At 61.1% G+C, this 24,151-nt stretch carries 18 protein-coding genes; 8 read left to right on the forward strand and 10 right to left on the reverse strand.

Annotated elements, in window-relative coordinates; translation table 11 throughout:
• The first annotated feature begins 62 nt into the window (after positions 1-62).
• The 3 genes from HCN50_RS29930 to HCN50_RS29940 all read left to right on the forward strand — a co-directional run bounded on the left by HCN50_RS29930 (position 63) and on the right by HCN50_RS29940 (position 4,393).
• Positions 63-896: a universal stress protein gene (locus HCN50_RS29930; protein ID WP_171713468.1), complete on the forward strand. Its 834-nt coding sequence runs from the start codon at positions 63-65 to the stop codon at positions 894-896.
• Positions 897-1,000: 104 nt separating this feature from the next.
• Positions 1,001-1,432 carry a hypothetical protein gene (locus HCN50_RS29935; protein ID WP_235977300.1) on the forward strand — a complete coding sequence of 144 codons (432 nt, stop codon included), beginning with the start codon at positions 1,001-1,003 and terminating at the stop codon, positions 1,430-1,432.
• A gap of 267 nt (positions 1,433-1,699) precedes the next feature.
• Positions 1,700-4,393, forward strand: coding sequence for a bifunctional acetate--CoA ligase family protein/GNAT family N-acetyltransferase (locus HCN50_RS29940; RefSeq protein WP_171713469.1), 2,694 nt, complete (start codon positions 1,700-1,702; stop codon positions 4,391-4,393).
• Positions 4,394-5,638: 1,245 nt separating this feature from the next.
• Here HCN50_RS29940 and HCN50_RS29945 read toward each other — a convergent pair.
• From HCN50_RS29945 to HCN50_RS29960, 4 genes are all read right to left on the reverse strand, one after another.
• Entirely contained in the window at positions 5,639-6,274 is a 636-nt protein-coding gene (locus HCN50_RS29945; protein WP_171713470.1) for a glutathione S-transferase family protein, read from the reverse strand.
• Positions 6,275-6,888: 614 nt separating this feature from the next.
• Complete coding sequence (locus HCN50_RS29950; protein ID WP_171713471.1) at positions 6,889-7,398, reverse strand: methyltransferase family protein; 510 nt, start codon at positions 7,396-7,398, stop codon at positions 6,889-6,891.
• A 382-nt stretch (positions 7,399-7,780) separates the two neighbouring features.
• Complete coding sequence (locus HCN50_RS29955) at positions 7,781-8,326, reverse strand: RNA polymerase sigma factor (protein WP_171713472.1); 546 nt, start codon at positions 8,324-8,326, stop codon at positions 7,781-7,783.
• Between the two features lie 5 nt (positions 8,327-8,331).
• Complete coding sequence (locus HCN50_RS29960) at positions 8,332-8,538, reverse strand: YgaP family membrane protein (protein WP_027558682.1); 207 nt, start codon at positions 8,536-8,538, stop codon at positions 8,332-8,334.
• A gap of 1,085 nt (positions 8,539-9,623) precedes the next feature.
• Between HCN50_RS29960 and HCN50_RS29965 the strand changes: the two genes are divergently transcribed.
• The gene (locus HCN50_RS29965) at positions 9,624-9,974 is read left to right on the forward strand and encodes a response regulator (protein ID WP_311968247.1); all 351 of its coding nucleotides are present in this window, start codon (positions 9,624-9,626) and stop codon (positions 9,972-9,974) included.
• A gap of 548 nt (positions 9,975-10,522) precedes the next feature.
• Entirely contained in the window at positions 10,523-11,137 is a 615-nt protein-coding gene (locus tag HCN50_RS29970) for a cell envelope biogenesis protein TolA (protein ID WP_171713473.1), read from the forward strand.
• A gap of 219 nt (positions 11,138-11,356) precedes the next feature.
• Here the strand turns inward: HCN50_RS29970 and HCN50_RS29975 are convergent, their stop codons facing one another.
• From HCN50_RS29975 to HCN50_RS29985, 3 genes are all read right to left on the reverse strand, one after another.
• Positions 11,357-11,551 carry a hypothetical protein gene (locus HCN50_RS29975; RefSeq protein WP_171713509.1) on the reverse strand — a complete coding sequence of 65 codons (195 nt, stop codon included), beginning with the start codon at positions 11,549-11,551 and terminating at the stop codon, positions 11,357-11,359.
• Between the two features lie 281 nt (positions 11,552-11,832).
• Entirely contained in the window at positions 11,833-13,935 is a 2,103-nt protein-coding gene (locus HCN50_RS29980; RefSeq protein WP_171713475.1) for a M14 family zinc carboxypeptidase, read from the reverse strand.
• 56 nt (positions 13,936-13,991) lie between these two features.
• Entirely contained in the window at positions 13,992-14,813 is an 822-nt protein-coding gene (locus HCN50_RS29985) for a hypothetical protein (protein ID WP_171713476.1), read from the reverse strand.
• Positions 14,814-15,324: 511 nt separating this feature from the next.
• Here HCN50_RS29985 and HCN50_RS29990 point away from each other — a divergent pair.
• Positions 15,325-17,517: a hypothetical protein gene (locus HCN50_RS29990; protein WP_171713477.1), complete on the forward strand. Its 2,193-nt coding sequence runs from the start codon at positions 15,325-15,327 to the stop codon at positions 17,515-17,517.
• A gap of 615 nt (positions 17,518-18,132) precedes the next feature.
• Complete coding sequence (locus tag HCN50_RS34880; RefSeq protein WP_171713478.1) at positions 18,133-18,429, forward strand: HNH endonuclease signature motif containing protein; 297 nt, start codon at positions 18,133-18,135, stop codon at positions 18,427-18,429.
• 1,138 nt (positions 18,430-19,567) lie between these two features.
• On the opposite strand, the gene HCN50_RS30000 is transcribed toward HCN50_RS34880, so the two are convergent.
• A complete protein-coding gene (locus tag HCN50_RS30000; protein WP_171713479.1) occupies positions 19,568-20,029 on the reverse strand; it encodes a hotdog family protein in 462 nt (153 codons plus the stop codon).
• 373 nt (positions 20,030-20,402) lie between these two features.
• Between HCN50_RS30000 and HCN50_RS34885 the strand changes: the two genes are divergently transcribed.
• The gene (locus HCN50_RS34885) at positions 20,403-20,813 is read left to right on the forward strand and encodes an SgcJ/EcaC family oxidoreductase (RefSeq protein WP_171713480.1); all 411 of its coding nucleotides are present in this window, start codon (positions 20,403-20,405) and stop codon (positions 20,811-20,813) included.
• A 161-nt stretch (positions 20,814-20,974) separates the two neighbouring features.
• Here the strand turns inward: HCN50_RS34885 and HCN50_RS30010 are convergent, their stop codons facing one another.
• Positions 20,975-21,436 (reverse strand): hypothetical protein, encoded by a 462-nt coding sequence (locus HCN50_RS30010; protein ID WP_171713481.1) that lies wholly within the window; start codon positions 21,434-21,436, stop codon positions 20,975-20,977.
• Between the two features lie 330 nt (positions 21,437-21,766).
• Entirely contained in the window at positions 21,767-24,106 is a 2,340-nt protein-coding gene (locus HCN50_RS30015; protein WP_171713482.1) for a hybrid sensor histidine kinase/response regulator, read from the reverse strand.
• Positions 24,107-24,151: the final 45 nt, after the last annotated feature.

Here is a 24,151-nt window from a genome sequence, read left to right on the forward strand (position 1 = left end):
CCTTTGTCGGGAAAAGCCCGGAACAGGAACGGTAGTCGCCGCGAATACGTGGGAGAATGGCGATGTTCAGGAACATTCTGGTTCATATTGCCTCCGAGCGTCCAGTCAGGCCCGTGATTGATGTCGCTGTCGCGCTGACCATTGCGCGCAGGTCACATCTCGATGCTGTAGCCATCGGCTATGAATCGATGAGCGCCGCCGCGATGATCGTGGAGGGTGGCGGCGCCGCGGTTGCCGCGGTGATGGGGGCGGAACAGGAACGTGCCCGGGAAAGGGCGGATGCCGCGATCGCCGTGTTCGAGATTGAGGCCAAGCTCGCCAAGATCGCCTACGGCACCAGGACCCTCGCGGCGCTTCCTGCCGAGGCCGGCCAGACGATGGGGGCACTTGCCCGGCTTTACGACATGACGATCGTGCTGCAGCCGGACTCCTCGAGGGTCAGCTACGACAACGAGATCCCGCAGCAGATCCTCTTCAATTCCGGCGGGCCGATGTTGATGGTCCCCCATATCCACAAGGGGCCGCTCGATGCCCATCACGTCGGGATCGCCTGGGACGGCAGCCGTTCTGCAGCTCGCGCGCTGCACGATTCGATGCCATTTCTGATGGGCGCGAAGGCTGTAACCGTGATTGCAATCAATGAGGAGGCGAGTGAAGCCTCCTCCGACCGACTCGTCGCTCATCTCGGGCGGCGCGGCATTGCGGCACGGGTGCAGCGGCTGATCACGGAGCATCGCGACGTTCAGGGAGCCATTCTGTCGGTCGCGGCCGAAAGCAATATGGGCCTGCTGGTAATGGGCGGCTACGGCCATTCGCGATTGCAGGAGCGAATTCTGGGCGGTGTCACGCGCAGCATGTTCGAGTGCATGACGGTGCCGGTGCTGATGTCGCACTGACTTCGCGCGGGTAGGGGATGTGACCTTTCGTCCCGGGGAGTTCCTTGCGCCTGGCTCCTCTTGCTGTAGCTGCGGTCGCAATCACGCCTGTTTGATGCGGCTCAATGTTCGGTCTGGCGCGTGTCACTATCATTTCGGCAGAAATTCAGAAATCGGAGATTGTCATGTCAGAGTCGTCATCTGCACGGGCCGCTTCCGGTTCCTTCCCAGCAGTCGCAAACGCAGAAGCGGAAGCCACCAGGCTAAACCAGGGTGCGCTGGAGCTTATGCTCGGTGCGCAGAAAATGATGTTCGAGGAATGGGTATTTCTCAGTGAAGAGATGCTGGAGCGAACGCGGACCGAGATGGAACTGTTCACGGAGTTCGTCGCGAAGATGGCGGCGGCGCATTCAGTTCGGGACGTCCAGACGATGTGCCAGGAATGCGGCCAGCATCAGCTCGACTTCTTCCGCCGCGACTCCGAACGGCTGTTCAGGCATGGCGAACGGATGATCGCGGCCACCTCGAACCTGATCAACGGCCGTTCCATGAACTGATCGGCCGAGTAGCATGCACCGGAAATCGCCTCTGCCGATGGCGGAAGCTGTCGTCTTGCCGCTTCGCCCTCGTGGCGCGCGTCAGGGCGAGGGCAGGCAACCCGGCTGTGCCGATCGAATCGCACGTCTCCCTGTCGGCAGAGAGTGGCGATGCGATTTGTCATCGTACCTGAATGGTTCCCTGCTACCCTGTCGCACAAACCTCGCATTGCGCGGAACATCCGCCTGGACTCGCAGTAGGCTGGGACCTGCCGATACCGGAGAACGATGTCCACCTATCGCCTGAAGAACCTACTGTCGCCGCATTCCGTCGCGCTGGTCGGGGCCAGTCCGCGCCATAGCTCGGTCGGCCGCGCCATTCTCAACAATATTCGCAAAGCTCAATTCAAGGGCGAATTCGGTCTCGTCAATCCGCGCTATCATGAGATCGATGGCGTCACGACCGCCGGCAGCATCGCAAAGCTGGCGTTTGCGCCGGAACTCGTTGTGCTTACGGCACCGGCCCGCACCATCCCGGATCTGATCGACGAGGCGGGCCGCCGCGGAGCGGCCGGTGCAGTCATTGTCAGTGCCGGGCTTGGCCACGGTCCGGGCTCTCTGGCGGAAGCCGCGGAGCGGTCCGCGCAAAAGTACGGCATGCGGCTGATCGGGCCGAATTGCCTAGGCATCATGATCCCGGGCGTCAGCCTCAATGCGAGCTTCTCCGCGCATATGCCGGCCGCCGGACATCTCGCGTTGATCTCGCAGTCCGGCGCCATTGCGGCCGGCATGGTGGATTGGGCGGCACAACGGGCCGTCGGGTTTTCCGGCATTGTTTCGATCGGCGACCAGCTCGATGTCGATATCGCCGATCTGCTCGATTACTTCGCACTGGATGAAAAGACTCACGCCATCCTGCTTTACATCGAGGCGATCAAGGATGCCCGCAAGTTCATGTCGGCGGCGCGCGCGGCTGCCAGAATCAAGCCGGTCGTGGTCGTCAAGTCAGGCCGGATGACGCAAGGCGCGCGGGCGGCTGCGACCCATACCGGCGCGCTTGCCGGAGCCGACGCCGTCTACGACGCCGCATTTCAGCGCGCCGGCATCCTGCGCGTATCCGATTTGCGCGAATTGTTCGACTGCGCCGAGACGCTGGGGCGGGTCAAATCGCCGCCCGGAAAGCGGCTTGCGATCCTCACCAATGGCGGCGGCATCGGGGTGCTCGCTGTCGACCGGCTGGTCGAACTGGGTGGCATTCCTGCAGCCCTTTCGCCAGCCATCCGCGACAAGCTGGACGCGGCATTGCCGCCGACATGGTCGAAATCGAACCCGGTCGATATCGTCGGCGATGCCGATCCCGCGCGCTACGCCGCAGCGCTCGAAGCGTTGCTGGCCGATCCCGAAAACGACGCCGTACTCGTCGTGAACGTGCAGACGGCGATCGCGCGGGCCGATGAGATCGCCGTAGCTGTGACCGGGGTGGTGCAGAAATATCGCGCCCGGCATCGCATGTCGCCGAAGCCCGTTCTCGCGGCCTGGGTCGGCGCGGAGCCGTCGATCGGCGATCTCTTGAGCGGGGCCGGCATTCCAAATTATCCGACCGAAGATGACGCGGTGCGCGGCTTCATGCATCTGGTTCGCCATCGTGAGTTGGTCGAGGCGCTGGCACAGGTCCCGCCTGCGATGCCGAGCGACTTCGTGCCCGATGTCGACGCGGCACGCCGGATCGTTGCCGCAGCGCTCGCCGATGGCCGTTCGTGGCTCGATCCGATCGAGGTCAAGCGGCTGCTTGATGCCTATGACATCGCCGCCGTACCGACCTTTGCCGCCGCCGATGCCGACGAGGCGGTTGCGCATGCGGATGCAATCTTTGCGCAAGGTTCGACCGTCGTGCTCAAGATCATGTCGCGCGACATCGTGCACAAGTCCGACGTTGGCGGCGTCGTGCTCAACCTCACCAGTGCCGACGCGGTACGTAAGGCAACCGCCGAGATTCTTGCGCGGGCACGATCGCTGCGGCCGCAGGCGCGGATCTCAGGCGTAATGGTGCAGGCGATGGTGGTGCGGGCGAAGGCCCGCGAGCTCATTCTCGGCCTCGCCGACGACCCGACCTTCGGCACGGTAGTCGTGTTTGGCCGTGGCGGGACGGCGGTCGAGATCATCAACGACAAGGCGCTGGCGCTGCCGCCGCTCGACCTGCAACTGGCGCGCAGCCTGATCGAACGGACCCGCGTCTCCCGGCTGCTCCGCGCCTATCGCGACGTGCCGGCCGTGAAGCAGGACGCCGTCGCGATGGTTCTGGTCAAGCTGGCGCAGATGGCCGCCGACATTCCCGAGATCCGCGGCCTCGATATCAACCCGCTCTTGGCAGACGAGGCTGGCGTCCTCGCGGTCGACGCGCGCGTCGTGATCGGGCGCGTGGAGCGCAAGTTCCGCGGTTCAGGGCCTGCGAATTTCGCCGTACGGCCGTACCCTTCGCAATGGCAGCGGCACATCGAGGTCAAGGACGGCTGGCGCGTGTTTGTCCGTCCGATCCGGCCCGAGGACGAGCCGGAGATCCACGAGATGTTGAAGCACGTCACGATGCATGACCTGCGGCTGCGGTTCTTCGCCCCGATGAAGGAGTTTTCCCACGAATTCATTGCCCGCCTGACCCAGCTCGATTACGCCCGAGCGATGGCCTTCGTCGCCTTCGATGAGGCGACGAACGATCTCGTCGGCGTGGTCAGAATCCATTCGGACTCGATCTACGAGAGCGGCGAATACGCGATCTTGTTGCGCTCCGACCTCAAGGGCAGGGGGCTCGGCTGGGCCTTGATGCAGATGATCATCGAATATGCGAGGTCGGAAGGCCTGAAGGCGATCTCCGGCGACGTCCTGGCCGACAATACCGTGATGCTGGCGATGTGCCGCAGCCTCGGCTTCGAGGTGAAGTCGGACCCGCAGGAGCACGATATCTGCAACGTCAGGCTGGCGCTCTAGCCATCCTCAAGCGCGGCGCAGCCGCACGCGGTCGTCAGCGGGCCGTCAAGGCGACATCAGAATCGGAAGCGGCGGCTTGGACAACAGGCTCCTGGTGGCGCCGCCGAGGATGAACTCGCGGGAGCAAGGAGCTTGCCATCTGAAACAAAAACGCCCGAAGGGTGGGGCGGACCCCTTAGCATCATCTTCACGGGTTCAAAAAGCGACCTGACTGCGACGCTGGCGCGGGAACCGCGAACACGTTAGTTATGTTATGCTGGTAATCAGGAGGACGGGCTATGAAGGGGCTGGGTATTGCGATCATTTCGGCCATGATAAGTGCGCCTGCGGCGGCGGCAACTGCGGCGTTCGTACCTGCCCCTTTGGTCGCAGGGCCGGTACTAGAAATCCAATTCCGCTGCACCCCGAATAGCTGCATCGACCTGCAGACGGGCGTCTACACGCAATCAACTTGTGACCGATATGGCTGCCGGCCGCTTGGCGGCGCGGTCGGCCGTCTTGGTCCTGGTGGTTATGACCAGCCAAGGTATCCCAGCAATCAGTATGGCCAGTTTGACTGCAGTCCGACCCGCTGCATCGATATGGCCAGCGGCAGGGTGTGGGAAAGCACCTGCGACTACGGTGGCTGCCGACCGCTCCGACCTTCACGCCAGCGATATTATTGACCATGGAGCGAATAGCTCTCGCGTTCTTGCTGCTGCTGGCGCTTATAGGTACCGGACCCGCCAAGGCAGACCTTTCCGACGATGTTCGGCCGCAGCTTCAATGCTCATCGCTGAGCTGCATCGACCCACGGACCGGGGACTATACCCAGTCAGCCTGCGATGCCACTGGCTGCCGCCAGTTGGGTGGTGTTGTCGGTCGTCTCAGCGCGCGAGAAAAGCGACGGATGCTACGGCAGACGAACAGCGGGTTCAGGTGCAACCGCGCCCGTTGCATTGAACGAGGGACAGGCGCCGTCTGGGAAAGCACCTGCGATCGGATTGGGTGCCGCCCGTTAAGACCGGCAAGCAGGCGACGCTAGGCCGCCCCTTTTTCAACTGCCGGACTTTGGCGTTCAGCAGCTCGACGACGGCCTTGAGCGCTTCGCCGAGGCGTTATAGCAGCGATGAGGGTAAAGATTACGGTTTGGTCTTTTGGTGCAATCTCAGCCAGGGCTGCCGGACGGTTCATGAAGCGTGCTTGCGGCAATGCCGCATGCGTAGAAACGATCGTTCGACCATTCCCATATCTGCCCAAATAGGGCTACGAGCGTATCTTATCGGCTGCCGCGAAGTGCGCCATCTGATCGGCATGGGCTTTCTTGAATGAGGAGGGCTGGGTAATCCGCGTCACATAGGATTCCGTCGCCGTTCGATCTCCGAAAGAACGAACTCTTGCCACGCGGAGAGCATCGGCCATCAGCAGGTCTGCGACAGTGAAGCGGTCGGCGGCCAGCCATTCGCGCTCCTTCAGGACGCTCTCCATGTGGTCGAGGCGGCTTTCCAACCAGCCGGTCAGATGGTTGTCCTCAGCGCCCGTCACTTCCAGAAACCACCAGGGAACTGTAACCATCTCGATCGAGTTGAGCGCGGCGATCGTCCATTGCAGCGTTTGAGCTTCTCCGACAGGATCGCGTGGCATTAGTTTTTCGCTTTTTCGGGCGAGATGCAGCAGCCCCGCTCCGCTCTCGAATATTTCAAGCTCGCCATCGCTCAGGAACGGGACCTGGCCGAAAGGTTGACGCGCCAAATGGTCGGCCCCCGGGCCGTTGAAAGGGACTGTTCGCACGGAATAGCCAAACCCAGCTTCCTCGCACGCCCATCTCAGCCGTATGTCGCGCACAAAACCACGGGGGCCCTCGGGCACCCAATCATAGGTCCAAACGATCAGTTCGCTCATACGATCTAATCCATTCTAAACCTGGATCCGGATACTCTGCATTGCGTGGCAAGCCGCGCGATGACCGGCGGCGCTTCGAGGTCGCCAAAGGCGAGGTCCGCATCATGGGATCGAAGTCGCGGCTGCTTCAGACGCTCGTAGCGAACGGCAGCGCAAACACAGTGCCCGCTCGGGGAGTGAACGGGCGGAAGGGATGTCTTGTCTCGATCAGGTCTTTGGCCAGAACGTTCACTGGCGCGGTGCTGTCATTGAGATGACAAAAGATCCCGTAACTCGTGGTCTTGAAGCGCGACTACCGTTCCTCGTCTCGCAAAGAGATGCTCTGCGGAATCGGATCCGGGATTTTAATAAGTTTACGCCGGCCCTTGATGTCCTCCTCAGGCGTGACTGAACTATTTGAGGTCACGATTGACGCAGTTAGTTGCTTAGGCAAGTGTCCGTTGATGGGCCTTCAGGGACCTCCAAACAGCCGGTCACAACGTCTGCTGCTCCGGGTAGACCGGCAGTGACCGCTTGGCCGCCAAAACGGCGCTCATGACCCACAAGAGACATTAGCCGGACGAAATCCCGCAATGCGAGATAGGCGCTACGCGCCCTGATCTGGGGTTGCCCGGTCATAACCCCGCCGACGTAGAGCCGGGCAAGCGTGGCAACCAGCGCAACACGTTGGCGCAATAGGTGTCGTACTCCGCTCCAAATGTCCTACGCAGCGTCGGCTCCTCATAAGCCAGTACGAAGATGTGGAAGCCGATCCACAGTAGCGCGCCGTAGACCAGAAGCCCTGCGTTTCCGAGGATCAGTCCTTGGCCAAGTACAATCGCCACTAGGGCAAGATAGATCGGATTGCGGACATAGCGATTGGGGCCGGTGATCACCAAATGTTGCGGTGGTGCGACCGGCGCTGGCGTGCCGCCGCCTTGCAGCGCAAATCGTGTGAAGGTTTCGACCAACACCGGAATGCCGAGCAGGATCAGAACCACGCCGAACCATCGGATAAGCTGGAGATCGAAGAACGGCGCTTGCAGCCGCCATCGCGAAATCCACCACGGCACGACACCGGCCACCGTCGTGGGCGCAACCGCAAAGAAGAGGGCAGAGCCCAATACCGCGATCGTTTTTGGCATGGCACCTCCTTCCCGTCCTGTCGCAAGGCGGTCGGCAAAAATTGAACCGTTGCATCATGGCGCCACGGCGAACACGTAGTGCCCATCTTCATCGGCCACGGCGCGCCAGCCCCGACATCGAGGCGCCGGCTCACGCACGCCAACAACTATCTTATCGTTGAATCGCGACGGCCCTGCGAAAGGGTCTCGACCAAGCCCACAGTCCAGCACATCGGGCATCCGCGTAGCGCGACGAGGGCGGCAACGCCCGCGCCCAAGGATAGCCAAGGGTGCGCGGTCTGGTGGACGATGGCCCAAGCGAGTAGCGCCGCCGCAGCTGCGCCGCGCATCAGGTGTGCGCCCAGGAAGGCGCTCCCGAACATGCCGACTCCACGAAAGTAATTCATGTGCTCTCTCGTCCGCTGTCCTTTGTGCCGAGCAGGTATTCGCGCACCAGTGTGCGGGCGCGGCGCAGGCGGCTTTTGGCCGCTTCGCGCGTCACGCCGAGCCGCCCGGCGATTTCCCCAATCGTCAGATCTTCGAGATCTCGCAGCAGCAGCACTTCGCGATGGGATGGCGAAAGCGACTCGATCGCATTGACCAAGTCCATGCGTAGCTCGTCCGGCGGGACCTTCGCGAGCTCGCGTGACTCTTCCAGGCTGGCGAGCTCCTCGACTCCGCGCATGAGCATCAGCGCCGGCAGCATGCAAAGGCGCGCGATGACGGTCAGCAGCCAGCCAGCGAGTGCGGCTGGACTGCGGATCGTGCCCATGCGCCGGTACACGACGATGAGTGCTTCTTGCACCACATCTTCGATGACCGAGGTGCGGTAGCAAAGGCGCTGGGCGTAGCGTCGAATGTCCGGCTGCAGCGCCACCAAGAGCTGTGTGAGCGCGTGCCGGTCGCCCGACTGTGCCGCGAGCAAGAGATCGTCTGATACGCGCGCCAAGGCGGTCACCCCTTCAGTGGCTCGCGCCCGGCGACGGCGCAGGCAGGACAATAGCCGAACACGCCAGTGACAAGCGTCACCACACCCGCACCGCTGAGTAGTAGCCCGAGCGGCGAAGCGTGCAGCGCGACCACGCCGCAGATGAGCATCAAGCCCCCGCCGATCAGCCTAGCCGCGCGCTCCCAACCGCCAACGTTCTTCCTATACCACATGGTTCTGTGCTCCGGTTCGTGACACGCCGCTATGGCGCATTCATTTAGACAAGAGGGCGCAAACCCGGCGCCGGGGTCGCGGCACAAAAAATAATTTGAGGGGGTGGCAGCTTCAGCAGGCTGGCGTGGGCGTCGGGTGCGGGCCTGGGCCGCTGAGGAACGCCGGCATCGGGTCGCAGGGGTACATACGATCCGGCAAAACTCCCGCCCGCGCCGAAGAAGTGATCGAATAGGACGCTATTTGTTGCACTGCATTAGTCGCCAATTGGCCCGAAAGCGAAGTCCATTCTGGCTCTTTGACTGTCGGCTTATCGAGGCGAACCGGAAGTAGCCAGACGATCTTCCGAATGGCGCTTGTGAACCCAAAGCGGACTTCGACATGGTGATCGCTCGTCGGCCGCGTGCTGAGCAGCTGGTCGAGTACGGGGTCGAGCGGCAGGCCATCCCTCCAGCCATACGCGAGCTTGTCGCGCTCGGATTTGTCGAGGTCACAGCGAAGGGCCGACACAGCGCTGGCGATATCCGGGTGCCGAACCTGTTTCGGATCACCTGGATCAACAGCAAGAGCTCGCCCCACAACACGCACGAGTGGCGACGCATTAAGACGATGGATGCGGCCCGCGAAATTGCTCGGGTGGCCCGAGCAGCCAAGGATGAGAGCGCAGTCCGTAAGTCAAAAAGCGTCGCCCGAAAAAACACAACTCATGGGGGAAACCCACCCTGTACCGGGCGGGCAAACCCATCCTGTGGAGGCCGGTTCCCATGGTGGGCAAATCCATCTATTAGCCTAGGTAGGGAATCCCACCCTACCTCTATATTAATCAGGGCCCCGGCAACATTCAGACCGAGGCCGCGCGCTTCAGGCGCGCGGGCCTCACAGGCGATGAGGGGGACGGGAGGGGCGCCCCCCAAATACGCCGACGAGAGCAGTTGGAATTGGAGCGACCCCGCGACCGCGCGCGCCGTGAACGCCTACTACGGTGTGCCGGTGGCTTGAGGCGGCACGATGTGTCTGAGGCTTGGCCCGCCGCGAACGGTGCAGGCCGCAGCGCCGGGAAAGGAGAGTTGGAAGTGAGCGAGGCCGTTTGTGTCTGGTCGTGGAGGATGAGGCTCCGATCAGCGGCTTCATCGAGGATGCTCGATTGGCCGGAGGTTTCGAAGCCTGCACGGTTCGTTCGGGGGAGGCGGCCCTGTCCACTTTTCGCGATGGCCGCGAGCAGTGTCGGGCGCTGCTGACTGACGTCAACCTAGGTGATGGCATCAGCGGATGGGAGCTGGCGCGGCAGACCAGGGAGATCACGCCTGGGTTTCTGGTGGTCTACATGACCGGGTGCCAAAGCGGGAGAATGGAAATCCCAGGGCGTCGTTGGCAGCATCCTGATCGAGAAGCCGTTTGCGCCGGCGCAATTGGCGACGGCCGTGTCGCAGCTACTTGACACCGGCACCCCGCCTGGCTGAAGGGGGATCGCGGTGAGGGGGCGATCCTTCGATCGAGTCTGCGACATCGGGCGATGGACCAGCGAAAACTGCGGATGTGATCGGGCGCGGTGGGGATGCCTTGGCCTCGCACGCGGCTGCGGCGCGACCGGCCGCTACCGCCATCCAGTCCCGCAGCAGGCCTCTGTCCTCCTTTGAAAAGGACGCTCGCCGCTTGAGATCCTCCAGTGTTTCGCCGGGATGGCATCGCTCGAAATCCTCGCGGATCAGCGACTCGAGATAGGTCCGGTCCCCCTCGCTGATCGAATCGAGATGCTGTCGCGCGTTGGTCCTCATGGTTGCCCTGGACGCGCTCATCGTGGCTACTCGGATGCAGCACAACGTCAAGGGCGACCGTTAGTTCACGGACAGATCCGCCGAGAAGGCGCGAGAGGTCGGTTGCCGAGCACGGATGTCGCTCGAAGGTCTTGGAAGCCGCAACCCGGGGCGAGACGTGAGTGCACGGGCTCGGTTATAACTAGGTGGTTGCAGCTACCTCGCGGGCGCGATGCCGAGAAAACTGAAGACCTACCAAACCTCGCTGGGCTTCTTCGACCAGGCCATCGCGGCGCCTTCGATGAAGGCGGCTCTGGAGGCGTGGGGTGCCGACAGCAATCTGTTTCATCAGGGTGTGGCTACGGAAACCGACGATCCCGAGATCGTCGCTGCGACGATGGCGAAACCGGGCGTAGTGCTCAGGCGGCCTGTCGGGTCGGACGGGCCCTTCAAGGAAAGCGCGGAGTTGCCAACGGACCTAGCCGGTCACGACGCCCGCCGACCAGGGAAGGTCCGCGCCAAGTCAAGGCCGAAGAAGCATCCGCCTCGGAAGAGCGACGACAAGACGGATCGCAAGGCGGCGCTGGCCTTCGAAAGGGAGCAGGCACGGCGCGATAGCGAACGTCGCAAAGAGGAGGCCGCGAGGGAGAAGGAGCGAGAGCGGCGCGAGAAGGTGGTTGCCAAGGCGCAGGCGGCGCTGGATAAGGCCCGGCGGGAGCACGAAGGGAAGGTGAGCGCCCTCGAGGCCGAACGCGCCGCTCTGGACGAACGCGCGGAAGCCGAAGAGACCCGGTGGGAAAAGCAGAAGGCGAAGCTGGATGGCGCTCTGCGCCGCGCACGGGAGTGACAGCGGCCGGGTCCCGGCAGAATTTCACCTCGCCTTGGGTAGGCACCCCTTGCCGCCGCACTTCGCGCAGCGGCCCGGAAAGATCCTGCGGCCGGGCGCGGTCTCGCGCGCCGGCTGGCCGCCCGTGCCGTTGCAGGCGTCGCACTTGATCTCTGCCGAGCCGCCTCGCACCGCGAGAGGTCGTCAGCCCGAGTGACGAGTGAACGAGATTGCCGTTAGTCAGAGCGCGCTCAGATCGCTCGGCACCTCGCCGAACTTCCGGATCAGCTTGGCGTCGCCGAAGTCGCCGGTGGCGGGGTCTCCGCTGCGGCTGAAGGCGATGGCGCCCACGTAGCCGGGCTTCCGTACCAGGGCTTCGGCCTTCATGACCGCCGAGTTCGGGTTGAAGCACTCGACGGGTTCGCCGGCCACGATGCCCTCGTCGGAAGGGGTGTCCTGTCAACTGCGTTGATAGTAAGCATATTTCTCGAATGGGGAGCCACTGAAGCTACGGTTTCAGCTACGAAAGTCTCTGAGGCCGGTAGGGGTGCGCCAGGCCAAAGCGAAGGCAAGATCGCCCGTGGTACAGGCTGCTCTTTTTTGCGCCCAAGCACATAGAAAACGTTTGCGAACCGATCGTGGTGACCTCCGCCACCAGTATTCGACCGCTACGTTGCTGCCCTCGGCTGTCCCTATATAGTGCCGGAGGCGATCGCCTATGGCTGCTTGGGCCGCGGCTTTTCAGCCCGCCGCAGGAAGTCTTCGAAGCTGTCGATGCGGTCGGCTTGCCGGCGAACCAGTGTCTGCAACTCCTCGGCGAGCTTGACGGCACGATCATCAGACATTCCTCGTGTCGTCAGGACCTCCGTGTAGACGGTGCCGAGCTTTTCGAGTAGGCGCTGCTGACCCTTGAGCAGGTCTTCATGGCTGCGGATCAGTCCCAGCTCTTCGGCGGGAAGCCGGTCGGGCGGCACATAGCGCACCCGATAAGTGACGCCGCTCCCAATCGGGCGACGCACGCCAGGGTGGTGCGGCGTCAGGACGCCGTGGATCGAAACAGTGCCCTCGCCGGCGCTCGCGCCGGCCGGGATGGCGACCTGGGCGAAACCGAGATAGCGCTGGCCGGGTTTGAGCACTTTCGGCCGCCCTGGATCGAGTACGACCCGCCAGCTGGGCGGCAGGCGGTCGGTCGTCACGCGGACGTCGAAATCCATGTCGATGGTTGCGGTGTTACGCGCCTCGAAGCGCAAGGCCTGCGGCGAAATGGTCAACTCGGCCGGCACGAAGTTGTGGAATGCCACGTTGTTCGAATAGATGGCCTGCGTGCTCAGCGGCAGGTCGGTCGGATGCTTGATGACGACGCCGACGCACCAGTGATGCTCGCCCACCGAGTTGGGCGTGCTCGGCACGCTCCATGGCACGCTGAACTCGGCGGTCCCGCTCGCAGGGAGCGCGATCACGCCCTGTCCCAGCAACGTGGCATATGGCGACGGGAATTCGGTCGTGATGCTCGGGTCGGTGTACCAGATCTGCACGGTCACGCCGGCAATGGGCGAACTCGACAGGTTATGGACCCGCGCGGTGACAGTTGCGGGGTCGCCGCGAATGGGAACGGGCGGATCGCTCCAGATGTCCGGGCTGAGCCAGAAGACCGGGCTCCACCCTGAGGGAGTCAGGGTTGACGAGGGGACCGCTCCGGTGTCGCCAGCGTGATCGCGGATCATGATGTCGCCGGGTTGCGCGTAGTGGATGAGCCGCATCGCGGCCGCGAGGTTTTCCTCGACGGTCGGCGTGATCTCCGACTCCGGCAGCTCAAACCCGGGGCACGAATGCGAAGCCGGCCACGTTGAAGAGCTCAGCGGCCGCACCTCGATCGTGAACGCAGGAATGTTGAATTCGTGGTGGATCCAGTCCGCCATCTCGCCTGACGCCTCATAATGAGGCGGCGAGCGACATGCGCCGCTCGGCTCGCGATCGGCCTGAAAGAGACAGTCCTTGTACACCTGGCCATGCACCGACTGCAGACGGGAACGCAGTTCGTCGCTCAGGTCCTTGAGCAGCGGCTCGGCAGGAGGCGGCGGATTGCCGGGTGCGAAATCGAGGGTATAAGACCAGGGGCGAAGGAAAGCCTGGGTGTAGCTGTGATAGCTGATGACTGCGCGCAGGTTGCTGCGGCTGCGCAGAAAGTCCCTGAATGCTTGAGTTTCGGGCTCCGAAAAGGCGAACGGCCCGCGATAGCTGTCGACGGATGTCGTGCCACTCGACCCGCTGGCAAGCCCCCACTGGTATCCATAATTGCGATTGGGGTCGACACCGAACGTGCCATCGCCGTTATTGCGCCGGTTCTTCCGCCAGCAGCGGTTCGTGGTCGCCGAGTAGGCGTGACCATCAGGATTAAGCATGGGGATGATCCAGACGACCTTGCTGTCGACCACTTCCCGCACGGCCGGGTTCGTTGCGTAATTGTCGAGAAGATGACGTCCGATGGCCAGCGGCACCTCGACGGAGATCCATTCCCGCGCGTGATGGTTGCCGACCAGTACGATCTCCGGCTTTGCTTCAGTCTTGTCCACGTCGCTGGAGATCTTGAGAGCCCAGATCTGCCGCTGCCCGAATTCGCCAAGCATCTCCCATCCGTGCCCGATCGAGATGCGCTGGGCGCGGGTGGGATAAGCTGCAGCCAGGCTCGCGAGCTCGGTCGTGAGCTCGTCGTAGGTATGGTAGGCGCCGAGATCCGGAGGATGCGTCGCCATGGCCGGTCCGCCGCCGATGAACGCGGTCAGTAAAGCGAAGGGCAACAACAATCCGTTGCGTGCCATGGTCGTTCGTCCGTGTCGCTGCGACGGCGCGAGCCTTGCTGGTCGACCGGCGCGCCCTATGGCTGCCGGACCGATGGCGGCGGAGAGATGTCCACCTTGAGCCCTTGTCGGCGCAATGTTTCGATCTGAGAGTCGAAAGCTCGCCCCGTAACAATCCCTTCGTGAATCTCGAAGATGTCGATGCCGGCCCCGACTACCAGGGCGACCGAGCCGCGGTCCGGTGCCGCAATCCGCACGAAGCGTGGAGTGAGATCACTCTCCTGAATGAGGCGATAATCGATCTGCTGGCGCTTCATCGCGTCGAGCTGTCGCTCGATCGCCTGGACGACGATGTAATCGGGCTCGCGTAGGATGAGTTCGGCCCCGATCGCCCGGATGCGGGCGATCATGTCCTCGCTTGGTTTGTCGACGCGGACGACTTTCTGGATGAAGTCGGCCGGCTCCACGACCTGGGGCTCGTAGCCGACGTTGCGGAGCTCCGCCAGCCGCCCGGTATCGAGCTGCAGGAAAAGAAATGGGGGATCATGGCGCAGCACGCTGGCGGCAAATCGCTTCAGGAATTCGTCGACCTGGAGGTAGTCGCCGTCGAAACGGACCTTGACGATGATCCCGCTCTGGCCTGCCTGTGGCATTGTTGACGGCGCCTGGCTCAGCGCGCCCGAGGATGCAATCATTTGCACCGCCAGGAGCGTAATGACAGCAAGTCCGCAGCGCACTAGCAACCTGCCGAAACGCGATGTCGACGAAAGCAACCCCGTATTTGCAGGAAAGGTCATGACGCTCCCTTCCTCTTGGGAACACGCGACGCTCCCGCCCTCCCGGCTCCGGCCACACGGCATCAGAGCAGTCCAGGGATTCAACCCAAGAGGATAGATCAATCACGTTAAGATTGCAATCTCGTTGCACCGGCGAGGCGATCACAAGCCATTTCAGGGGAGGCGACGCAAGCGTCAGCGTCACCGGCGACGCACCGAGCGCGCGCCGTCTCATCGTTCAGGTTGCTTGTTTGAGTCGGTTAAGTCTTGCGATTCAGGCAGTGGTTATATGTGACTAGCCGCCAGCTCCACGTTCCGACCGCATGGCCATCGCCAGTGCGACAGGGCATTTCGGTGCGATCGAAGATCGCGCCGTTCCGCTTTGCTTCGCTCACCGCAGCGCCGGCGCGCACGCCTAAACGGAGCTTGATTGGTGCGGTTTGATCGATGTTCGCTAGGCCCCGTAGCAACCAAATCCTGCAGCCGGCTTTTACCCCATATCGGACATTCCTCAGCGTACTGTGAACCAGATCACGCTGGTCTGATCTGCCCGGGGTTTACAATCTATCGGTGCGGCATAGGAGCCGAATCTCGCATTTGACGCTTCTGCTGATGGCCGGAATGGAGGGCTGTCATGGACCAGACGCGCGTAACAAGCGGATACGACGTCGAAGTAGCCATGGGCGGCAGGTACCTGCAGTACCTGCTGCTATTGGCCCTCGAGACCGGAGAACTCCCAACGGAAGCCACATTCACGCCTGACGGCGGGGGCAACCCGATCAAAGTTGAGCTGTTGGTGCCGGAGGATCTCGAGCCGGATCCAAGCTCAAAAATCGCAAAGGGCCGGACCTACGCCCTCGATGATGGTGCTCCCGAGCCGCCTCGATGGTCCACTAACGATCCATTTATGGTGGAGGTCCTGCCGGCTCAGGCGGCAGACGTAAAGGTCACGTTGTTCGTGCGCCTCACGCGCGGCGCGCAAGTGGCGAACGTGGACATGGGTCTGTTCATCGGCATTACGATCGACTCTGAACCGGACACCGACGGGATTGGACTCGGGTCGATTACCCTCAAGCTCGAGCTACTCGATATCGACGGAAACCTGGTCAATGTTGCGGCAAGCCAAACACCCCCCGTGCCGAAATCGGAGCTGCTCGCGAAGCTGCAACCGGTGATTAATCGAGACCTTTCGATGGCCGACCTCGGCACCGGTGGCCGGATCGCGTTGATTCATTTTAAAAAGCTGGCGGCGGATGCGCAGCGGCATGTCGAGGCAGCGCTGGGGCTTTACATCAATCTGATCCTTCGCGCCGGTCCGCAAGAGGACAACGTCCTCGGGCCGCACGGCCAGCTTGCCCTCGCTCAGAACATACTCGAACCGGGCGCCGACGTAACCTTCGCGACGAGGGCCGGCATCTACGGCGACTTCGCGACCGACGCCTATCACCGGATGGCGCGGCGGAAGGGGTCTGGATACCACCACCCGGTCATGAAGAACGAAGAAAAGGTCTTCGACGTCGTCATGATTGATGCCGGGCCCGAGGAGATCTTGGGTGGTGAGCAGAGGCTGAGAGTGTCGGTCGAGGGCGAATACGAGCTCAGCTACCTGCCCGACCCCAATTTCACAGTGCACATATACGTCCTCGAAGATGTCGACGCGGACGGAATAATGTCCTGGGCTTCGGATGCCGATGTTGAGGCGAGCGTCCTCGCTGACATAATCATCGGCGTAATCGCACTCGCTACCGTTCCAATATTAGGCCCCTATTCGCTGCTGGTTTTGTTTGCGCTAGAGGAAGCGAAATACATCACTCAGGCTGCGCTTGCGGAATGGGTCGTCGAGGAGAGGACGGACAAGAAGGTTGACGCAGCCCTTCTCGACGTCGCCCCCAATCGCTTCACGATCGTCAGCCGGCGATGGGATCCCTTCTTCACGACCAGACACCAGATCGGGCTGCGGCCAGGCGCCACGCTGATCACCGAACAGGGTTTGGCATTATGGGGAACGGCAGCGCTAGCGCGCGCCGTTGACCCTGCTAAGTCAATCGTCATCCGCGAAGCAGTGCGCGACCCAGAGGGCAAAGCCACGGATCTTATTTACCGAGTGCAGGGACTAGCGGGCTCCAAATATCTCGAGGCCGTTGCACCGGGCATGCACCGCGGTCCCTCTACTCAACCCGATCCCAACACAGACCCGGAATTATTTCAGCTCGCGGTGGATGATGCCATCGCGCGCATTGAGGCAAAGGAGTTGGACGGAAGCGTGACGTATGAGGTCCAGGCGGTCGAATATATCGGAAACGAGGTCGCGAACATGCTTGTGCTTAGCACTCGTGAGATCAACGAGCAGCACAACCGCCTAATTGGCGAGGTCAGAGCGACGGCCGAAGCTGCAGCCGAGGCACAGGACCCGATCATCCGGAGCGAGGTCCTCGACGAATTCGCTGCGCAGGGAATCATCCCGACCGACGAGCAGGTGGAGGCGGCGGTCGTGGCCCGGAAGCAAAAGATCGTTGCAGTTGCCATTGCCAACTACGAGACGAACTTCTTGGAGGGTGACTTGAAGGTGGCGAAACTAGCCGCTGCTTCATTCGAGCTGTCGCCGCACGAATTTGGTCGGCTGCAGATAGCGGGCCTACTGAAGATCGCCAAATACCAACTCGTCAAAATCAAGGAGGACGAGGACGCGGGACGATACTACTATCGTGACCGCTATGTCCGGGAGGAGGAGCCTACAACTGCAGCGAGGCTCGCGGACAACCTGCCTAACAAGCCTAGGTACCGGAACACGTCGACCGGACGGGTGTTTGCCGGAGCTGATCTGTGAACCGGGCCAACCAGGCCTCATTAATGATCGAGGGCGACTTCGCTCGTTCCTTCTGTAACGCGTGATATCGTCCCTCCGTTGCGTGGACATGGCCCCCGCGGGAGGTCGCATCGCAACCCACATCAGACGGCGAGAATTCGTTGTGACGCTTGGCAGCAAGGCTGCCGCGTGGCCGCTCGCCGTTCGGGCGCAGCAGCCGGGCTAACATTTCCCATGGCGTGGGGCACGCCATTGCATGGCTAGACCGATGTCAACCATCAGTCCGCAAACATGAGAAGGGAAGCCCATGCCAATAGTCGCAACCTTTACTCTTCAAAACCTGCACTGCAACCGCGAGAGCGGTGTGGGCTCATCGTGCGTGGCTTGACGACAATACAATCAGAGGACCCCGTGCGCACGATCCGCATACTAACGGGACACCGGGACGTGATCGCGTCGGGTATGAGAGCAGGCGAGACTGCGGCGATTTCCTTTCCGTTCAAGACTCTCACGCAGAAGTGAGAAATAACGGCGCCCCCTTTCCGAGACGAGCGCTGCTGCTCGTCGTGGCACTGTTTGGCGCGAGAGATACGCCCGACCGCGCAATCCGGCGTGGAAGTGAAGCGATGCGAGCGAGTGGACAAGCAGCTCGACCATAATTGGCCCTTTCGTGAGTTGCATGTGCACCATCGCAAGCCGGTGGCGACCGCGATGGCACTCGAACCGGCAAATCTTCAGGTGGTCTGCCCCGAGTGCCATAACATCATCGAGCCGCGCACGGGTTCGCGCCGTAAGTTAGGCTGCGATGAACTCGGACCACCCGTGGAACAATGGGTCGGGCGCATCCAACGCGAGCATCAGCCACAACGGCGCGACCGCCGACATCGTCACCCGTGGGTGAAATCGTCTCGATCTAGGGGCGATCCACAATAAGCACTACATCAACAAAACCACTGTACGCGTCATCGAAAGTCCCGGAACTATCGCGCAGTGAGAAATTGACTCCTACCCTAACCTCGGGGCCTTCGGTGCCATTCTGTATTTGCGTACCAACATCGATCTCTTCTCGAAGCAAATGGTGGTCGCTCTTCGTGTAACCAATACTGAAACCATTTATCGCGGCCACTGCACTCCGCGGGAGTGTAGAGAATCCGACGGTTAGGGCTTGGTTTTGGGGACCGCCTGTTTTCGAGGGGAACGTAAATCGCGGAAGAGCCCGTAACTCGATAGCCATGGTTCCCTCCTTATAGCTAGAAGTTCCGTCCTGCCGGTGCGGCTTCTTCCGTTAGATACCGCAGTCGCGTGTTGCGATCGGTGAAGCAGTTCACACATTGCGAAAAATTGGCCTCTTGTCTGAGCTCGAAGATCTCCTGCCGCCAAGGCTCCGGGAAAGCCGCCGTGCGTCAGTGATCCGAGATGGCCATGAGCCCAGGGAGGACAACAACATGGATCAAGATTCAACCATGAGACAGATATCGTCAAATTATGTGGCCGAGGATTCCGCGGCATGGAGGTGGATTGTCGGCACATGGATGGTGATGCGGGTGAGTGAGAATGTTTTCGACGATTCATGCGAGACGGTTAAATAAGTGATCACCGACATACGGAAAAGATTCTAACCCCTTGTTGAACGCAGTGGTGCGGAGGAGGGCGGATCCTGTCTTGTCATCGCATATCCTTTGGGTCGCGAGAGGCCGCATACCGTGGCCGTAGCTTTCGATCGTGGCTTTGTGAACTATGATTGATTTGCCGCGCACAAAAGCTGAATGTTCACAGGGTGCTTTGCAGACGAGTAGGGAGGAGGGACTGTCCTCCGACATGACAGGCCTAGCCGATGCCAGCGATATGCGTACATATCGAGCCGCGTGCAAAGCTCGCTGGGAAATGCCAGCATGCGCTTGTTCAAGACTTCGCAGGAATCCCGCAATTTCGGTTTCTTTCAATTCGTGTCATTTCGCGTGCGCGCAACAATCAGGTCGCGTTCCGATCAAAGCGGAGCCCAAATGGCAGGCGCGACCGCTGGATCGGTCGAAAATGACCCATGGCGGACCTCGCTCGTCATGCACGTGGCTTACCCCGACGCCTTCGCGTCCGGTCGCCGAGCGATCAGAACAGCGACGAGACATTCCAGCACTGTTTCTCGCCTTTGGTTGCGCAAGATGATGCGGAGGCGAAGAATTCCTCTGTCGGCTTTGGACTTCGACTCGCGCTTTTCTAGAACTATCAATTCGAGATCGAGTTCATCGCTCGGGTGTACCGGATTTGGCATCCGCAGTTCATCCCAGCCCAGTCCCCCAAGAAAGTGGAGGCGTGGCTGAAGCTGAGAGGTCAGCAAAATATAAATTGAGAAAATAAGGGGACCGCTGGCTGTCAGGCCCCCGAAAATCGAATGGGCTGCAGCCTCCTCATCTATTTTTTCGAGCACCGGATCGTACTGTTGAGCGAACCGAATGATTTCGCTCTTCGTGACGCTATGAGGTCCGGCTGTATACCTGTTGCCGACTTCTACGTCTTCAAAACATAAGCCGCCCATCAGACCGCTCCCAGCACGCTCACTGGTGGCGGCAATTCTTCAGTAAATCGCCAGCTCTGTCGACGGAAATGTTCGAAACGAAGACACCCGCATAGCGGAGCGGCTGGCAAAGGCCGCCCATTTGCGGTGAATGCGCCCGCTTCTGGCCCATCGCTTCACTTAGTGCGATCCGGCGGCATGTCCGGAATTTGGGGTACACCGGGGGTTACTGGCAGAGAGCTGAGCCGACGCGATTGACCCAAGCGGTCTTGCTGCGCAGTGGCTTAACGCAACCGTGTTTGTTATGCTGCCCTTACAAGAGGTCGTGCCTGTAGTAAGTGGGGAAAAGTAATGACACGAACAGTCAAACTCGCATCCCTCGCAATTGATACTGATGGCTCCCAATCAGGCCTTGGCTGGCCCGTCGGAAGATGCAAACGCTGCAGTGGACCGTTGGTCAGCTGCGTATGGCGCCAATGAGCCAGAAACTATTGCTAAGACCTATTGTCCGACCGCAGTCCTTCTCGGAACTGTTAGTCCGGTCATCTCCGAAGGGACGCAAGCGATAATAAACTACTTCACACCCATAAAACGGAGTGGCAACACGAATGCGATCGAAGAGCGACGCACGATAATAATTAACGACAGCGCCGCCGTGGTCACCGGCTTCTACACGTTCACTCGCATGGTGGATGGCAAGCCAGTACCGGGTCCGTCGCGCTTCACGATGCTCGTCACCAAGCAAGGAAATGAGTGGTGCACCGCACATCACCATTCCTCGCCTCACGTTCTTCCGAAGAACTAAAGCAATTTGGTTGCGCCGTCACCCGATGACGACCCTCTCGTCTCGGCATACACTTGTCTGATTGTGGCCCTTCAGCGAAGTGGCGGTACGCCTCGTTGAGGTCCGTTCAATGGGGCATGGCGGACTGGATTTGCTCAGGTTGAGCTTTTCGCATTTTACCCTCAGCAGACATCCGACGGGGCGAGAGGCAAGGCGGGCGGTCGCAGCCATCTATCGAGAAAGTACACCGGCAACATTCCGAACAAGTGAATTGCTGTCCCGACCAGGAGAGGAAGAGCGCCGTAGGTGAGCCCAGCGACAAAGGTGATTGGAGCGAGGGTAAACGTGAGCAAAGAGATTATGGTCAGAAGCGTTAGAAAGATGCGGATAGGGGCTCCGACGAAGTAGCAGGCGAGCATCCATTGATCAATTGCATTGCGCTTCCGTGTCACGCTCATTGCCTGGCCGAAAGCGAGGAAGAATGCGATGATTGGAGTCAGTGCCGGAATCAACCCCAGCGCGCCGATAAAAACTTGCACCGGGCCGGGATATAGTGGCCGCATCGTCACCACAGCCAGATATGCCACCGTCGTGGTCCAGATCGTCAGGTAGGTGACAATGACTGTCTTCGTTCGAACGTTCATGACCTGTCCGTTCATGCGCGTAGAGTACGGAGCATTCACATTGCAAGCATTGCTCAAAGAAAGTGAGGCATTCCGATATCAGAAGCGTCCTAACACCAACTCAACAGCGAAATTTTCATCAAATTAGAAATTTCAGCTTGTGGCCCATCGCTTCACTTGGTGCGATGCAGCGGCATGTCCGGAATTAAGGGTGGACCGGAAGCGACCGGCAGAAGTCTAAACCGACGCGATTGACCCGAAGCTGACATTTGTCTCGATGTCGGCTCGTTAAGGCGCAAATGCCTGCTCAGACATCCTGAGTCGAGCAGACGCAACGGAGAAGCGGCCCGCTTAATCAGGTTTACGGACCGGAGAGCGCCGGGCCTCGCTCAGTCGCACCAGATTGCTGCCGGGAGGCTGCCTGGCTTCGGCAATCAGCCGCGCGACGGTCCGGCTCAGCTCCGAAAGATCGAAGGGCTTGCGTAGGATAGGAAAATCCGAGTGGCTGCCCGATGGACTGAAGCCGGTTACCAGCAAGACGGGAAGTCCCGGCTTGCGCGCGCGGATCGCGTTGGCCAGCGCCGCCCCGTCCATGCCGCCCGGCATCACGATATCGCTCAGCACGAGATCGAAATCCTTTTGCACGAGCACCTCCAGCGCGGCGGGGGCGCCCGACACCGCGTAAGTCTCATAACCAAGCTGTTCGAGCATCGAGATGCAGACCGACAGCACCTCGGGATTATCCTCGACGACCAGCACCGTCCCGCCGGCTGAACTCTCTTCCTGGCTCTCGTGAGCCACGGCATGCGGCATCCCATCGGATCGCGGCAGATAGATTGTGACCGTCGTCCCACGGCCCACTTGGCTTTCGATGTGCACCGTACCGCCAGACTGATGCGCAAATCCGTGCACCTGGGACAGACCAAGCCCGCTTCCCTTGCCAACTTCCTTGGTCGTGAAAAACGGATCAAAAATCTTCGGCAGCACGTCCGGGGCAATGCCCGAGCCGGTATCCATAAGGCGGACCGCGACGAACTCGCCCGCGATCCTAGCGTCGGTCTCAGAGCCGATGAGGGTCACATTGTCTGCGGCAATAAGGAGCGCGCCACCAGCCGGCATTGCATCGCGCGCATTCAGCGTGACGTTGACCAGTGCCAGCTCCAGCTCGCTTTGATCGACATTGACCGGCCAAAGGTCGGCCGCGATAGCGAAATTCAATCGCACCGCAGAACCCGCTGAACTTTCGAGCATCGTGCGGCAGGCGTTGACGCTTTCGGCAATCTGAAGAATCTTCGGATTGAGCGTCTGCCGGCGAGAGAAAGTGAGAAGCTGACGCGTCAGGGCCGCTCCGCGCTCCGCCGCGTAAGAAATGGCGTTGGCTGCCCGCGCAAGCTTGGTGTCGTGGGCCACAGCTTTTTGAAGCGTACGGATATGCCCGCTCACCACCATCAGAAGATTGTTGAAGTCGTGCGCCACACCGCCCGTCAGTTGTCCCAAGGCATCCATGCGCTGGGCATGAGCACGCTGCCGCTGCGCTTCCTGCAGTTCGAGCTGCGCGTTCCGGCGCTCGGTGATGTCGCGCGTGATTTTGGCAAACCCGATCAGCTCGCCGGCCTCGTCATGGATCGCATCAATGACTGCATTGGCCCAGAAGACCGATCCATCTTTGCGCAGGCGCCAGCCTTCCGCCTCGAAGCGGCCTTCCCGTGAGGCCGTATAAAGAGCGCGCGCCGGCGCTCCCGCAGAACGCTCGGCCTCGGTATAGAAGCGCGAGAAATGAAGGCCGATGATTTCATCGGCGGTGTAGCCTTTGATCCGTTGCGCGCCCGCATTCCAGCTTGCAACGTTTCCGTTCGGATCCAGCATGAAGATCGCGTAGTCCGTCACGCCCGTAATGAGAAGGCGAAATTGACGCTCGCTTTCGCGCAGGGCCTCCAGCGCAACGCGGCGCTCGGTGATATCGCGTGTCACCTTGGCAAAACCGACGATTCTACCGGTGTCGTCGCGGATGGCGTCCACCACGACCGATGCCCAGAAGCGGCTGCCATCCTTGCGCACGCGCCACCCCTCGGCTTCATAGCGGCCTTCGCGCGCAGCCGTCTCCAGCACGTCAATAGGCAAGCCCGAGTTCCGGTCTTCCTTGGTATAGAATTTTGAGAAATGCTGGCCGATGATCTCTTCGGCGGAATAGCCCTTGAGGCGCTCGGCTCCCTTATTCCAGTTGGTGATCATCCCACTGGGGTCCAGCATGTAGATCGCATAGTCGATCACGCCCTCGACCAGAATCCGAAAGCGCCGCTCGGATTCCAGAATGGCGTGCTGCGCCTGCACGCGCTCGGTGATGTCGCGCGTGACTTTGGCAAAACCAACCAAGGCCCCCTGATCGTCGCGCACCGGCTGGCAGATTGCGTTGGCACAAAAGCGACTGCCGTCCTTGCGAACGCGCCAGCCTTCCGCTTCGTGCCGGCCATTAGTGCGGGCCTGCTCGAGGATTTTTTCCGGCAGGCCGCTGGCCCGATCCTCCGGCGTGAAGAACCTTGAAAAATGTTGGCCTATGATCTCGACGGCCTGGTAGCCCTTGACTCGCTCGGCACCGGCATTCCAGGTCGTGATGAACCCCTCCGGATCGAGCATGTAAATGGCGTAGTCGGCGACGGCATCAAGCAGCAGTTCGAGCCGCCTGTTTTCCATTGAAGAGCCTTGCGGGGCCGTTATATTCACAGACGCCGCCCTCTC

The sequence above is a fragment of the Bradyrhizobium archetypum genome (assembly GCF_013114835.1).
GTDB lineage: Bacteria > Pseudomonadota > Alphaproteobacteria > Rhizobiales > Xanthobacteraceae > Bradyrhizobium > Bradyrhizobium archetypum.

Excerpts from the sequence above, each read along its gene's own strand:
- HCN50_RS34885 (WP_171713480.1), top strand. The coding sequence starts at position 20,403 with ATGGCTCCCAATCAGGCCTTGGCTGGCCCGTCGGAAGATGCAAACGCT.
- HCN50_RS29990 (WP_171713477.1), top strand. The coding sequence starts at position 15,325 with ATGGACCAGACGCGCGTAACAAGCGGATACGACGTCGAAGTAGCCATG.
- HCN50_RS29945 (WP_171713470.1), bottom strand. The coding sequence starts at position 6,274 with ATGAGCGAACTGATCGTTTGGACCTATGATTGGGTGCCCGAGGGCCCC.
- HCN50_RS29960 (WP_027558682.1), bottom strand. The coding sequence starts at position 8,538 with ATGTGGTATAGGAAGAACGTTGGCGGTTGGGAGCGCGCGGCTAGGCTG.
- HCN50_RS29950 (WP_171713471.1), bottom strand. The coding sequence starts at position 7,398 with ATGCCAAAAACGATCGCGGTATTGGGCTCTGCCCTCTTCTTTGCGGTT.
- HCN50_RS30015 (WP_171713482.1), bottom strand. The coding sequence starts at position 24,106 with ATGGAAAACAGGCGGCTCGAACTGCTGCTTGATGCCGTCGCCGACTAC.
- HCN50_RS29980 (WP_171713475.1), bottom strand. The coding sequence starts at position 13,935 with ATGGCACGCAACGGATTGTTGTTGCCCTTCGCTTTACTGACCGCGTTC.
- HCN50_RS29935 (WP_235977300.1), top strand. The coding sequence starts at position 1,001 with ATGTTCGGTCTGGCGCGTGTCACTATCATTTCGGCAGAAATTCAGAAA.
- HCN50_RS30010 (WP_171713481.1), bottom strand. The coding sequence starts at position 21,436 with ATGAACGTTCGAACGAAGACAGTCATTGTCACCTACCTGACGATCTGG.
- HCN50_RS29970 (WP_171713473.1), top strand. The coding sequence starts at position 10,523 with ATGCCGAGAAAACTGAAGACCTACCAAACCTCGCTGGGCTTCTTCGAC.
- HCN50_RS29940 (WP_171713469.1), top strand. The coding sequence starts at position 1,700 with ATGTCCACCTATCGCCTGAAGAACCTACTGTCGCCGCATTCCGTCGCG.
- HCN50_RS29930 (WP_171713468.1), top strand. The coding sequence starts at position 63 with ATGTTCAGGAACATTCTGGTTCATATTGCCTCCGAGCGTCCAGTCAGG.
- HCN50_RS30000 (WP_171713479.1), bottom strand. The coding sequence starts at position 20,029 with ATGGGCGGCTTATGTTTTGAAGACGTAGAAGTCGGCAACAGGTATACA.